Below are 12,815 nucleotides of genomic sequence, written 5' to 3' on the forward strand. Positions count from 1 at the left end.
CAAAGAGGGAGTTGTGCCATCCGGCCGAATATCCCGTCCATCTTGGAATTTTCGGTCCGAGCCGGACACGGGAGAAAGCCATGGCTAGTTCTGTTACTAACATCGGACGGGGGACGCGCTACATAGATGCACCCACGCTCTCGATAAATGTCGGGGGGACATCTTTCGTCTACCGCGACATCGGCCCTCGGAGCGGCGTGCCGCTCATCCTTCTTAATCATTGGGGCGCTGTTCTGGACAATTTCGATCCGCGGATTGTCGATGGTCTCGCCAGCAAGCATCGCGTGATCGCGACCAATTACCGGGGAATCGGTGCATCGGGCGGAACAGCGCCTGTGACCATCGATGAAATGGCGCGGGATGCGATTGCCCTGATCCGCGCGCTGAGCTTCGAAAAAGTCGATCTGGTCGGCTTTTCCCTCGGCGGATTTGTGGCGCAGGATATCACGCTGAAGGCACCGGAGCTGGTGCGAAAGCTCATTCTGGCTGGCACGGGCCCGGCGGGCGGCACAGGTATCGACAAGGTGTGGCCGGTATCCTGGCCTTTGATGATCAAAGGATTTCTGACGCTGCGGGATCCAAAATTCTATCTGTTCTTCACGTCCACGATCAACGGCCGGCAAGCGGCGGCAGCCTTCCTGGAACGGCTGAAAGAGCGCAAGGCAGGCCGGGACAAAGGACCTACGCCCAGCGCTTTCTGGCGGCAGGTGAAGGCGATCACCGCTTGGGGCCGACAGGCGCCTCAGGATCTCGGCAGCATCCGCGTTCCGGTGCTGATCGCGAATGGCGAGAACGATATCATGGTGCCGACCGAAAACAGCATCGATATGGCGCGCCGTATCCCGGGCGCAGAACTGGTCATCTACGAAGATGCCGGGCATGGCGGGATTTTTCAGAACCACGCCGTTTTTGTGCCGAAGGCCCTGTCCTTCCTCGGCGCCTGACGCCGCGACATATTTCAGATTGGAGAAGACGCCATGAAGGCATTCGTTGTCGACAAGTACAAAAAGAAGGGCGCTCTGCGCTTGGCCAAAGTGCAAGAGCCGGAGGTGCGCGACGATGATGTCATGGTTCGAGTTCACGCAACCGGTGTGAACGTTCTGGACTCCAAGATCAGGGACGGAGAATTCAAAAGCTTCCTGTCGTATCGTCCGCCTTTCGTTCTCGGTCACGATGTGGCGGGGATCGTCACCAGGGTTGGTCCCAAGGTCAGGCGATTCAAGGCGGGCGACGAGGTCTATTCACGGCCGCGCGATCATCGGGTCGGAACATTCGCGGAATTCATTGCCATCAATGAAGCCGACGTGGCGCTGAAGCCCAAAAACATCAGCATGGAAGAAGCCGCGTCCATTCCGCTCGTGGGGCTGACCGCCTGGCAGGCTCTGGTAGAGGTGGCCAAGCTGAAGCCCGGGCAGAAGGTCTTCATTCAGGCCGGCTCCGGTGGTGTGGGGACTTTTGCCATCCAGCTTGCCAAGCATCTCGGCGCGATAGTTGCGACGACGACGAGCACGAAAAATGTCGAGCTGGTCAAGAGTCTCGGCGCGGACATTGTCATCGACTACAAGACGCAGGATTTCGAGAAGGTTTTGTCGGGCTACGATCTGGTCTTGCACAGCCAGGACGCCAAGACGCTCGAAAAATCCCTGCGCGTGCTCAAGCCGGGTGGCCTCCTCATTTCGATTTCGGGGCCGCCGGATCCCGAATTCGCCAAGGAGCTTGGGATGAACCTGTTCCTGAAGCTGGTGATACGCCTCCTGAGCCGTGGTGTGCGGAAGCAAGCCAAAAGCCTGGGTGTGCGCTTCTCGTTCCTGCTCATGCGTGCGCAGGGACAGCAGCTGAGCGAAATCACGTCGCTGATCGAAGCCGGCGTGATCCGTCCGGTCGTGGATAAGGTCTTTCCGTTTGAGAAGACTGGAGATGCGCTGACCTACGTCGAGACCGGGCGCGCAAAGGGCAAGGTCGTCATTGCAGTGAAACAGTAGGTCCCCTAATGACGCGGCCTGAGTTGCGATGCCACGACGCTGGCCGTTCGCAAAACGCATCCGAGGAAGCATCATGACTGAATCCAAGCGCGACACCCAACCTTCCATACAGGACGTCGCACTCATTGTCGGCGGTGGCCCCGGCATCAGCTCGAGTTGCGCCCGGCTATTCGCGGAAAACGGCATGCGTGTCTGCGTCGCTGCCCGGAATCCGGACAAGGCGGTCCTTGAGACCCTTGAGAAGACGCATGGCGTGCGACGATATGCCAGCGATGCCAGTGAGCCGGCAGCCGTGGCGCAGCTGTTCGGAAATGTTGTTCGAGACGTCGGGACCCCAAGGCTAGTCGTGCACAACATCGATGGCCGGGTTCCCGGCATTTTTCGCAAGAGCGTTATCGAAGCCGACCCGGCCATGGCGCTCGAAACCCTTCGAAACTCGGCGTTTTCTGCGTTTCTGGTCGGTCAACAGGCAGCTCGGCTCATGCTCGGAAACGAACCCGACGCCAACGGCGCGAGAGGAACGATCGTCTTCACGAACGCCAGCGCGGCGCTCAAGGGCTTCCCGTCAAGTGGCGCCTTTGCAATGGCGTGTCACGCCAAGTCCGGACTCGCGCAAAGCATGGCAAGAGAACTGATGCCGCAGGGTATCCACGTCGCGAATGTGCCGATCGACGCCGCGATCGGCTGGACCCAGGAGGACGGGACCCGCGCTCACCGGCTGGCGGGAACAACGGTCGACGACAACATGGCCGACCCCGTCCATATCGCGAAAACCTATCTTCAGCTTCACCGGCAGCATCGGTCGACCTGGGCGTTCGAAGTCGTGCTCCGGCCGTGGGTCGAGAAATGGTGAACCGCACTTGCTTTGGTCCGGACCCTCGACGCGCGATTGACCATTGCCTTTCGAGTCGACGTGCTCTCGCCGACATCGACCGCAAAACAATGGTCTCCAGGAGGGTTTGCTGTCTTGTTGCCGCGCGGTCCGATTTTCGTCGATGCGTCGCCGAGCAAGTCCGGCCGCGACATAGCTAGGCATTGACGTCGACGACCGTGCGGCCCTGCACCTTCCCGGCGAACATTTGGCGCACCACATCGGAGACCTCCGCGAGGCCAACGACCTGCATCGTTCGGGCGAGCTTGTTCACGTCCAGATCGCGCGCCAAACGCGACCATGCCTCGAGTCGCGCCGCCTGAGGCGCATTCACCGAGTCGATGCCCGCCAGGGTGACATTGCGCAGGATGAACGGCAGAACCGTTCCGGGAAGATCGACGCCCTGGGCCAGTCCGCAGGCCGTCACCACGCCGCGGTACTGCATCTGCGCCAGCACGTTCACCAGCGTATGACTGCCGACGGAGTCGACAGCGCCAGCCCAGCGCTCGCGCGCGATAGGCGCTCCAGGCTCCGAAAGCGTTCGTCGATCAATGACGTCGGCCGCGCCGAGACTTCGCAGATAATCGGCTTCCTCAAGCCGTCCAGTAGATGCAACGACGCGATAGCCGAGATCGGCGAGGAGGGCGATCGCGATTGACCCGACGCCGCCGTTGGCGCCGGTTACGAGGATGTCGCCACGCTGCGGTGTGATTCCGCCATGTTCGAGAGCGAGAACCGACAGCATCGCGGTGTAACCGGCTGTGCCGATTGCCATAGCGTCCTTTGTCGAAAATGGCGCCGGAATCTTGACCAACCATTCGCCTTTCAGCCGTGCCCTCTGGGCATATCCACCGTGATGGGTCTGACTTAACCCCCAGCTGTTGGCGACGACGCGGTCTCCGACTGCGATGCCGGGATAGGAGGATGCCTCCACTGTTCCAGCGAGATCGATACCGGGAATGAGGGGAAACTGGCGAATGACCTCCGTGCGCCCGCTAATGGCCAACGCATCCTTGTAGTTCACGGTCGAATAATCGACGGCGACCGTAACGTCGCCAGGCATGAGATCTTGCTCGTTCATTTCGACCACGTTGGTCGTAATCTTTCCGTCTGTCTTTCCTGCCAGCAGTGCCTTGAACGTCATCGCCATATCCTAGGTCGGTGTTGCGTTGTCCACGGACCTAGGGTCGCGCCTCTCTTTCGCAAGAAGGCACAATTAAAGCGGATACTATCATTTATGGACGTACCCGACGGCCAAAGCGGGGAGCCGGGCCTTGGCGGATATGACAGCGGGCCTGACATGGCGACGGAGCGTCCGGGAGCTACCGGCCATGCCGAGGCCTTATCAGCACAGCCCTCAGGCGCGCTGTCAGTGAGTTCCTTGTCGATATCCGCCACTGTCTTGCAGGAGCTTCGAGCATCTATTGTATTAGGACCGTCATGTGATATAAATCCGGACGTCGGTTCAAATGGCATCGACGGCAACATCCAAAGACGTCAACCGAGCGACTGTGACCGCAGCTTAGGCTCCGCCGACCCGAATTCGTGTCCTGCATGCCGCAGAACGCATAATTATGGCATATGCGACCATTTTTGGAGGTGTCTATGCGTCCAAGACGGTTTGACGCGAAGAGCGGATGTGCGGTCGGAGTGACACTGTCCGTGATTGGCGGCATGTGGAAGCCACTGATCTTGTTTCATCTCTTCGCTGGCAAGAAGCGGTTCATGGAACTGTCCCGAGCCATTCCTAACGCCACGCAGAGGATACTGACCCTTCAATTGCGCGAGTTGGAGGCCGATGGCGTGATCGTGCGCCATGCCTATCCACAGATTCCTCCGAAGGTGGAATATGAAATCTCCCCCTTCGGGCAGAGCCTGGCGCCTGTACTGCTTTCGCTTCGGAGTTGGGGCAAGCAGCATGGAGGTTTAATCGAAGGCGTCTCTCAGCCTCACTACGCCGCTGAAGATCGTCAGCCAAACGCATGCTCCCTGTAACGTAGGTTGAGTGATGCGTGGGGACTTTGTGCTGTGGATGCCCGAGCAGCCGAGACGTTTCACCGTACGGCGCCCAATGAGCTGGCGTCGTACGACGAGTTGCCAGCTTCAGCCAGTGTTCACCTGGCGATCAATGCCGCAGTGGCATAGCAATGACGCGATGATTGCGAGTCGCTAGACAACGATGCCTGTGCCAAGCTTCTCCAACCTGCGCACGCGAAGCGAGCATTCGCGTGGGATTAGCTGACTCTGACGAGCGCTGATATCGCGACTGCGCGTGCCAACGGGCAACGCACTTTCCCGAGTTAGTCTTATCCCACTGATTTCTCCGAATAATCCGCGTCACATCAATTCAATCCCAAATAGGAATTGAGCCCGTGAGATGGAAGCCATCCTCCTTCCAGAATAGCGCTCCGCCATCCGGCTTGACAGTTCTATTTTAGAACTATTTACTTGCGGCGGCCGATGGAAGTGGAGGAGCGGACTTGCCCGTTTAAAGGGGAGGCCACGCAGCACTCTCGAAAACAAGGCGCGAGGAGGATGGCATGAGGAGCGTGGACGATATCACTGCGGCCGAATTGCTCGATGGCCTGCCGTCGAGGGTGCACGAAGTCTACGCGCCGTTCGTGCGGGACATCCCGGATCATCCGGCCTTTGTTGAAGGGGGGCGTTCGTGGAGCTACCGGCAGTTCTCGGAAGCTGTCGACGCTGCGGCGAAGGATCTCATCGATTTGGGGATCAGGCCCGGCGATCGGGTGATGATAGCGAGCGAGAACAGCGTGGCCCTGGGGGCGATGCTGTTCGCGGCGAGCAAGCTCGATGCTTGGGGCATTGCGGTTAATCCCCGCCTCTCAGCCAGGGAGATCGATCTGATCGGAACGCACAGCGGCGCAAGACGTGTGCTGTTCAACTCGGCGCTTTCGAAGGAAGCGGCCGATCACGCGAGCCGCGTCGGAGCTAGAATCAACGCTGTGGGGCCATTCGGTGGAATCGGGATTGGTCCGCTCAATGCGGATGCGCAAGCAGAGCCCGTCGAAAAGGATGGCGCCCGCCAGGTCGCGGGCCTTCTCTACACTTCGGGCACGACCGGTGCTCCGAAGGGAGTCATGCTGAGCCACCGCAACCTGCTCTTTACCGCAAGGACTTCAGGAGTTCTTCGCCAAAGCGGCCCCGCCGACCGCATCTACGGCGTGCTGCCGATGTCCCACATCGTCGGGTATTCGATCCTGCTGATCGCCACGCTGATGCACGGCGCTACCTTGTACGTTGTGGCCAAGGCCGATCCCGCCGCGCTGGCCCATTCCATCGCCGAGGAGGGAATTACGAGCCTGTTCGGTGTTCCCGCCACATATCAGCGTCTGCTCGAACACAAGGCGGTCAAGGGTATCCAGCGACTCGAGCGAGGCAAGCTGCGGACCATAGCCGTCGCCGGCGCTCCGCTCGACCTCGATCTGAAGAAGCGGATCGAGGACGAATTCGGAATCCCGCTATTGAACAATTACGGCATAACCGAATGTTCGCCGGGCCTGTCGGGTGTCCGTTCAGAACATCCCGTCTCGGACGAGTCGGTCGGCCCCTTTCTTCCCGGTATTGAGCACCGGATCGTGGACAGGCAGGGCAAGAAGGTGGCGACCGGCGAAGTGGGCGAGCTGCACGTCCGAGGTCCTAACGTGATGCTTGGCTACTATCGCTCTCCCGAGCAGACGGCCGCGGCGATCGATGACCAGGGATGGTTCAACACAGGGGATCTCGCCCGAGTGAACGGCGAGGGCCATCTCTACATCGCCGGCCGAACCAAAGAACTCATCATCCGCTCCGGCTTCAACGTTTATCCCGCCGAGGTGGAGGCGGTGCTGAACGCGCACGACCAAGTCGTCCAATCGGCTGTGGTGGGACGACCGGTTGATGGCAACGAGGAGGTCGTCGCGTTCGTTGCACTTCTCTCCGGCGCCAGTGTCAGCGCCGAAGACCTGAAGGCGTACGCAGCCCAACAGCTCACTTCGTACAAGCGTCCGACCGAATTGATCGTGCTCGACGCTCTGCCGTCAGCCTCCACTGGCAAGATACTCAAACACAAGCTGCGAGAGCTGGCGATCGAACGGGCGGCGCAGGCGTCCAGCGCCGCAGCCGCGGGCTGACCGATGCACTGCAAGGATTGGAACGAAGTCATACCAGGAGTCGGTCGTGAGGCCGCACGGAAATTCAACGAATGATGAGCGACGCCCGTCGCCGCACAAGGGAGAAGCCGATGTTCAGGAAGTCTATACTGGCGGCCGCGATCGGCGTGACGATTGTCGGCGCGCACGCGCGTGCGGAAACACCCGGCGTCACCAGCGCCGAAGTGAAGGTGGGAGCTACGTTTCCGTTCAGCGGTCCCGCGTCGCCGCTCAGCAATACCGGGAAGGGTCTGATCGCGTACGTCAATTCGATCAACGAGCGCGGTGGCATCAACGGCCGCAAGATCAATCTCATTACTTACGATGATGCTTACAGCCCTCCCAAAACGGTGGAGCAGACCAGGAAACTCGTCGAAAGCGATGAAGTGGCCCTCCTGTTCGGCCCGCTCGGTACGCCCGGCATCGGCGCCACCATCAAATACGTCAACGCGAAGAAAGTGCCGCATCTGTTTGTCGTAAGCGGCGTCACCAAGTTCACGAATTTCGCTGAATTTCCGATGACCACCACGGGCCTGCCCAGCTATGACACGGAAGGGCGAATCTATGCGAAATACATCACCCAGGCCCGGCCGGACGCCAAGATTGCGATCCTGTATCAGAACGACGATTTGGGTAAGGACTTCCTCAATGCATTCAAAGGCTATCTGAAAGACGACTTCGACAAGAAAGTTGTATCGTCCTCCTATGAAGTGACCGAGCCGACGATCGATTCCCACGTGGTGAAGTTGAAATCGTCTGGCGCAGAGGCGTTCCTGGTTGCCGGCACGCCGAAGTTCGCGGCTCAGGCTATCAAGAAGGCCGATGAGGTTGGTTGGAAGCCTCTGTTCCTGATCAATTTCGTTTCGAGCTCGGTCTCTTCAACCATCGTTCCCGCGGGACCGGAAAAGGCGGTGGGCATCATCGCAGCAACGATCACCAAGGATCCGAACGACAAGAAGTGGGCCGACGACCCTGGCATCAAATGGTACCGTGAGCATTTCGCGAAATACCTGCCTGGCGCGGACATCGGTGATGCCAATTATGTGTTCGGGACGCAGCAGGGACAGATTCTGGAGCAGGTGCTCAAGCAGTGCGGTGACGATCTCTCGCGGGAGAATATCGTCAAGCAATCGCGGAGCATCCGCGGGCTGTCACTCCCCACGCTCATACCGGGTGTTACGGTCAACACCGGGCCGGAAAGCAGTATGGCGTACACGCAGCTGCAGCTGCAGCGCTGGAACGGCAGCACGTGGGATCAATTCGGGAAGGTTCTCAGCGCCGAGGAAAAGTGAGCTTGCCTTTTGAACCAGCGATGCGTGTGATCGGAGCACGCAGAGCGACCAACTGACCAAGGAAGCGCGAATGTCCAGCGACGCACTTTTCCGGCCTTTCCAGCTGAAAGGGCTTAACTTGCCGAACCGGGTCGTAATGGCTCCGATGACGCGCTCATTCTCTCCGGGCGGAATTCCGACCGAAGACGTCGCGCGGTACTATCGGCGCCGTGCCGAAGGGGCGGTCGGGTTCATCATATCGGAGGGGACGGGCGTGGATCGTCCGGCATCCCTGAACGATCCGAATGTTCCCCGCTTTCATGGCGATAAGGAATTGGCAGCGTGGCGGCGTGTGGTTGACGAGGTGCACGCCGCGGGTGGCCTGATGGCGCCGCAGTTATGGCATGTCGGAGCCGTTCGCACGCGCGCCGAGAATTGGTCTCCTCCCGGCGCCTACGACAGTCCGTCCGGCCTGTCGCGACCGGAGAAGAAGTTCGGCGAGCCGATGAGCGAAGAGGCCATCGCTGACGCCATTCGCGCTTTTGCCGATGCGGCGCTTGCGGCGAAGCGCCTGGGATTCGATGCCGTCGAATTGCATGGCGCGCACGGCTATCTGATCGATCAGTTCTTCTGGGAGGGCACCAATCGCCGCGAGGATGCTTACGGTGGCAAGGACCTGCCCGGCCGGGCCAGGTTTGCCGCTGATATCGTCCACGCGGTGCGCAAGGCGGTCGGAACGGATTTTCCGATAGTGCTCCGCATCAGCCAATGGAAGCAGCAGAACTTTGAAGTGAAGCTGGCCGATACGCCTCGCGCATTGGAAGCCTGGCTCAAACCTCTGGTCGACGCGGGAGTCGACATTCTGCATTGCTCGCAACGGCGCTTCTGGGAGCCGGAGTTCGAGGGCTCCGATTTGAATTTCGCCGGATGGGCCAAGAAGGCGACGGGCGTGCCGACGATTTCGGTCGGGTCGGTCGGTCTGACCGGCGAATTCATCGCCGCATACGGCGGCGAGAGTTCCCGTCCGGCGTCCCTCGACGAGTTGATCCGCCGCCTCGATCGCGAGGAGTTCGATCTCGTCGCGGTGGGCCGGGCGCTGCTTCAGGATCCGCAGTGGCTACTAAAGGTGCGTGACGGCCGGACGGAAGAACTGATGGCTTTCGAGCGGACCGCGTTCGCGGCGCTGAGCTGAGTAGAGCGATGAAAGGTTCGAAGCAGGGCGCATCGCCACTGAATAAGGTCTAATCCAAATTTTCTGTAGCCAGTGCTTCGGCGACCGTTCCAAGCTGCTGGCAGGGAATAATTAGCTGCACGCCAGTCGATCGGAGCCTGCGTGTCGTTGCACAGTCCCCTGGAAACAATTCGGAGGCAACAAATGAACGACACTAGAACCCATGTCGGCCAGATCCGCACCGAGGTGCACGGGCATGTCTTCAAGATCATCATCGACAATGTGGCGAAGAAGAACTCCTTCAGTCCGCAGATGATGGCCCAGATGTCGGACGCGATGACGCTTCTCGACCGAACGGACGATTACTGGGTCGGGGTACTCTGCGCCGAAGGCCCTGATTTCACAGCCGGGCTGGATATGCCGAAATTCTTTGGATCCAAGGCCGAGAATACCGAGATCAAGCCCGGAAACGTCGACGCGTTCGCGCTGAAAAGCCGTTGTCGCAAGCCGATTGTGACGGCAGTGCAGGGGATCTGTTTTACGATCGGCATCGAAATGATGCTGGCTGGCGACATCGTCGTCGCGGCCGACGACGCACGGTTCTGCCAGATGGAATCCAAGCGCGGGATCGCGCCCCTTGGTGGTGCGCACTTCCGGTATTTGACGCGGGCTGGCTGGGGAGATGCGATGTATCATTTGTTCCTGTGCGACGAGTTCAACGCAGCGCGGGCTTACAAGATCGGATTTGTTCAGGAAGTCGTCGCTCCCGGCCAGCAGATAGGTCGCGCGATGGAGATCGCGAATCTGATCGCCAGGAACGCGCCGATCGGCATTCAGGTGACCAAGGAAGCCGCGCTGAAATACATCGAGGCCGGTGAAAAAGCTGCGATCGATTACATTCCCAAGATCAAGGATCGCGTCTTCAGCAGCGAAGACATGAAAGAAGGCATCCAGTCCTTCGTGGAACGTCGCTCGGCTGTATTCCGCGGGAAATAGAGATCCCGCGGACCACATAACCGCGCAGCAAAACTTCGTCCACAAGAGGATTTGACTATGGGAAGCATCAAGAAGGCATTCGATCTCACCGGCAAGGATGCCCTTGTTACAGGCGGCTCCCGCGGACTTGGGCTGCAGATCGCCGAGGCGCTAGGCGAGCAAGGGGCGCGGGTCGTGATTTCCTCTCGCAAGGCGCCGGATCTGGAAAAGGCCCAGGCGCATCTTGCCGGCCTCGGCATCAAGGCGGAGTGGATCGCAGCTGATAATTCCAGGGACGAAGACGTCAAGCGGCTCGCCGACGAAACGATCAAGAAGCTCGGTCGGGTAGACATTCTGGTGAACAATGCGGGCGCAACCTGGGGCGCGCCGACCGAGGATCACCCGATCGAGGCGTGGGACAAGGTGATGAATCTGAACATCCGCTCGCTGTTCCTGCTCAGCCAACAGATTGCGAAGCACTCGATGATTCCCAACAAGTATGGCCGCATTATCAACCTTGCGTCGATCGCGGGCCTGTTCGGAAGTTCCGGAGATATGCAGATGATCGCCTACAACACGAGCAAGGGCGCGGTGGTTAACTTCACGCGAGCCCTGGCGGGTAGTTGGGGACGCTACGGAATTACGGCCAATGCTCTGGCGCCCGGCTTCTTTCCGTCGAGGATGACGAGGGGCACGATCGAAGCTGTCGGGGTCGAAAAAGCTCGCCGCCGGCGCGCCGCTGCGCCGCATCGGTGACGAGGACGATCTGAAAGGCGCCGCGGTTCTCTTCGCCAGCGACGCGGGCAAGCACATCACCGGTCAGACCCTTGCCGTCGATGGCGGTCTGACTTCGGTGATATCGGGCTAGGGAACCACCAGCGGCAGCGTCTCGGCAGCCAGGGCCGGCGTTTGGCTGCGTGCCATGTGACGAGAAGTCTTCGCCTGATGCGTGGTAAGCGAACGGCCGCTCGTGGCGCAAAGCGGTCGTTGACATGCAAAACCTGTGAAGCTCCCTGTTACGGCCGGATAGCTACCCTGTTAGCCCAGAATGATTCCCTGTTAACTGGAGTAGGGAATTACGTCCGAAACGGCTTCGTTGCCGCGGTCCCTGACGATTTTGCCAAAGTCTCCAAGTCGCCAAAATCGTCAATTTCCCTGTAAAAGTCCCTGTTTGCAGGGAATCCGCTTGGAGACGGGTGCGATCACCACTGCGTCGCCAGCCACGCAGTCCTGCGTTCCGCGACAGTTTGCAACTTGCGCCTCACAGGCCCGGAAATCCCCGGCTTTTCGCGCATTCTACTTTGTCTCCAGGTTCCCGATCTCCCACTCTCAGGGGCGAAACTGCCGAAAGTCTCCAGCCCTGTCCGCGGAAATTCCCGTTTTGCAGAGATTATCGGCGGAGACGGGTTTGACCACCACTGCCGCCCAGTTCTCCCAACCTCGTCCGATAGGCAAAGGGGACATTCCTCTTGGTCAACGAGCGCCTGCTGCGTGCTGATGTTCGTCGCACCCACCAAAATCGCGTTGAAAAGGCCCTGTCGCAGGGTCTCTGCGGAAACACCCGATATGGGTAAACCGCTGGATCGAAAGCCCACTGCGCCAAAAGTACACTTTCAAGTTGAATGGAGCCGAACCTGTTCCGAGATCAGCAAAGAGCGCTAACGGCGAGTTGTCGATCCAGCATATTCTCTCTGCGGGGACCCGGTGCCCGATGCCTCGACTAGCAGACGTCCGGCGGGGTCGTAGATGTAGTGCGTTGTGGCCGCAGGCGTCATGTTCTGGGTGGTGCGAACCGCCATCCGCTCCAGGCCATGATAGCTATGGCTTGCGGTCACTGTCGGGCCCATCGTCAACTGGTCGAGTCGGCCACGCTTGTTGTAGCGGTAATGGTAGGTCGTTGATCCGCGGACGTCGGTGATGATGGCTCGATCTTCAATACGCATGCGCCCACCGCCGCTCACAAGAAGCGCGCATTCGGGTCACGTCACGGTCACGAACCTGGCCAACGGCCGCTCTGCGCGCGTACGGATTACGGACCGCGGGGCCGTTCATCCGTAGCCGGTGAATCGAACTGAGCCGGGCAGGGGCAAACGCGATCGGCATGGGTGGCCTTGCGCGGGTTTCGGTCGAATGAGCCGGGACGACGCGCAGTTTCGCGAGCCCACGTCAGCGTTGGATAAAAAAAGGGCCAGCCTGACGGCTGACCCTTTTAATCTGCATCTCTATAAGCCGTCAGTAACGGGAAGCCGCCGCGTTGCCCCAACCGAACCGGTAGTTCAGGCCGGCCTTGATCGTATGCTCGTCGTTGCGGAATCCGACAGCGGTGACGACGCCAGCAGCGCTGGTAAAGAGAGCGTTCCGGGTACCGAAATCGTAGTACTGGTACTCGATTTT

The 12,815-nt window shown here is 59.8% G+C and carries 10 protein-coding genes and 1 pseudogene; 9 read left to right on the forward strand and 2 right to left on the reverse strand.

From position 1 onward, the window contains the following. Nucleotides 1-80 precede the first annotated feature (80 nt). The 3 genes from JQ558_RS33130 to JQ558_RS33140 all read left to right on the forward strand — a co-directional run bounded on the left by JQ558_RS33130 (nt 81) and on the right by JQ558_RS33140 (nt 2,835). On the forward strand, nt 81-944 hold the full coding sequence (locus JQ558_RS33130) for an alpha/beta fold hydrolase (RefSeq protein WP_212296380.1): 864 nt from the start codon (nt 81-83) through the stop codon (nt 942-944). 33 nt (nt 945-977) lie between these two features. Continuing rightward, a complete protein-coding gene (locus tag JQ558_RS33135; RefSeq protein WP_212296370.1) occupies nt 978-1,982 on the forward strand; it encodes an NADP-dependent oxidoreductase in 1,005 nt (334 codons plus the stop codon). A 73-nt stretch (nt 1,983-2,055) separates the two neighbouring features. Beyond that, nucleotides 2,056-2,835 carry an SDR family oxidoreductase gene (locus JQ558_RS33140; protein ID WP_212209055.1) on the forward strand — a complete coding sequence of 260 codons (780 nt, stop codon included), beginning with the start codon at nt 2,056-2,058 and terminating at the stop codon, nt 2,833-2,835. Between the two features lie 175 nt (nt 2,836-3,010). Here the strand turns inward: JQ558_RS33140 and JQ558_RS33145 are convergent, their stop codons facing one another. Next, nucleotides 3,011-3,997, reverse strand: a complete 987-nt coding sequence (locus JQ558_RS33145) for an MDR family oxidoreductase (RefSeq protein WP_212296371.1) — start codon at nt 3,995-3,997, stop codon at nt 3,011-3,013. Between the two features lie 530 nt (nt 3,998-4,527). On the opposite strand from JQ558_RS33145, the gene JQ558_RS33150 reads away from it, so the two are divergent. The 6 genes and pseudogenes from JQ558_RS33150 (at nt 4,528) to JQ558_RS33175 (ending at nt 11,289) form a co-directional block, all read left to right on the forward strand. Beyond that, a complete protein-coding gene (locus JQ558_RS33150; RefSeq protein WP_283813889.1) occupies nt 4,528-4,848 on the forward strand; it encodes a helix-turn-helix domain-containing protein in 321 nt (106 codons plus the stop codon). 545 nt (nt 4,849-5,393) lie between these two features. Continuing rightward, entirely contained in the window at nt 5,394-6,986 is a 1,593-nt protein-coding gene (locus JQ558_RS33155) for a class I adenylate-forming enzyme family protein (RefSeq protein WP_212296373.1), read from the forward strand. Nucleotides 6,987-7,096: 110 nt separating this feature from the next. Further along, on the forward strand, nt 7,097-8,296 hold the full coding sequence (locus JQ558_RS33160; protein ID WP_212209128.1) for an ABC transporter substrate-binding protein: 1,200 nt from the start codon (nt 7,097-7,099) through the stop codon (nt 8,294-8,296). Between the two features lie 70 nt (nt 8,297-8,366). Then, nucleotides 8,367-9,467 (forward strand): NADH:flavin oxidoreductase, encoded by a 1,101-nt coding sequence (locus JQ558_RS33165; protein ID WP_212296374.1) that lies wholly within the window; start codon nt 8,367-8,369, stop codon nt 9,465-9,467. A 183-nt stretch (nt 9,468-9,650) separates the two neighbouring features. Then, a complete protein-coding gene (locus JQ558_RS33170) occupies nt 9,651-10,442 on the forward strand; it encodes a crotonase/enoyl-CoA hydratase family protein (RefSeq protein ID WP_212296375.1) in 792 nt (263 codons plus the stop codon). A 57-nt stretch (nt 10,443-10,499) separates the two neighbouring features. Next, a pseudogene (locus tag JQ558_RS33175) lies at nt 10,500-11,289 on the forward strand (SDR family oxidoreductase). Nucleotides 11,290-12,079: 790 nt separating this feature from the next. Here JQ558_RS33175 and JQ558_RS33180 read toward each other — a convergent pair. Next, nucleotides 12,080-12,364 carry a hypothetical protein gene (locus JQ558_RS33180; protein WP_212296376.1) on the reverse strand — a complete coding sequence of 95 codons (285 nt, stop codon included), beginning with the start codon at nt 12,362-12,364 and terminating at the stop codon, nt 12,080-12,082. Nucleotides 12,365-12,815 lie beyond the last annotated feature (451 nt).

Origin of the sequence: Bradyrhizobium sp. AUGA SZCCT0160, from assembly GCF_018130105.1 — a bacterium.
Lineage (GTDB): Bacteria > Pseudomonadota > Alphaproteobacteria > Rhizobiales > Xanthobacteraceae > Bradyrhizobium.

Coding starts and splice junctions, on each gene's coding strand:
- JQ558_RS33130 (WP_212296380.1), top strand. CDS start 81: ATGGCTAGTTCTGTTACTAACATCGGACGGGGGACGCGCTACATAGAT.
- JQ558_RS33135 (WP_212296370.1), top strand. CDS start 978: ATGAAGGCATTCGTTGTCGACAAGTACAAAAAGAAGGGCGCTCTGCGC.
- JQ558_RS33140 (WP_212209055.1), top strand. CDS start 2,056: ATGACTGAATCCAAGCGCGACACCCAACCTTCCATACAGGACGTCGCA.
- JQ558_RS33145 (WP_212296371.1), bottom strand. CDS start 3,997: ATGACGTTCAAGGCACTGCTGGCAGGAAAGACAGACGGAAAGATTACG.
- JQ558_RS33150 (WP_283813889.1), top strand. CDS start 4,528: ATGTGGAAGCCACTGATCTTGTTTCATCTCTTCGCTGGCAAGAAGCGG.
- JQ558_RS33155 (WP_212296373.1), top strand. CDS start 5,394: ATGAGGAGCGTGGACGATATCACTGCGGCCGAATTGCTCGATGGCCTG.
- JQ558_RS33160 (WP_212209128.1), top strand. CDS start 7,097: ATGTTCAGGAAGTCTATACTGGCGGCCGCGATCGGCGTGACGATTGTC.
- JQ558_RS33165 (WP_212296374.1), top strand. CDS start 8,367: ATGTCCAGCGACGCACTTTTCCGGCCTTTCCAGCTGAAAGGGCTTAAC.
- JQ558_RS33170 (WP_212296375.1), top strand. CDS start 9,651: ATGAACGACACTAGAACCCATGTCGGCCAGATCCGCACCGAGGTGCAC.
- JQ558_RS33180 (WP_212296376.1), bottom strand. CDS start 12,364: ATGCGTATTGAAGATCGAGCCATCATCACCGACGTCCGCGGATCAACG.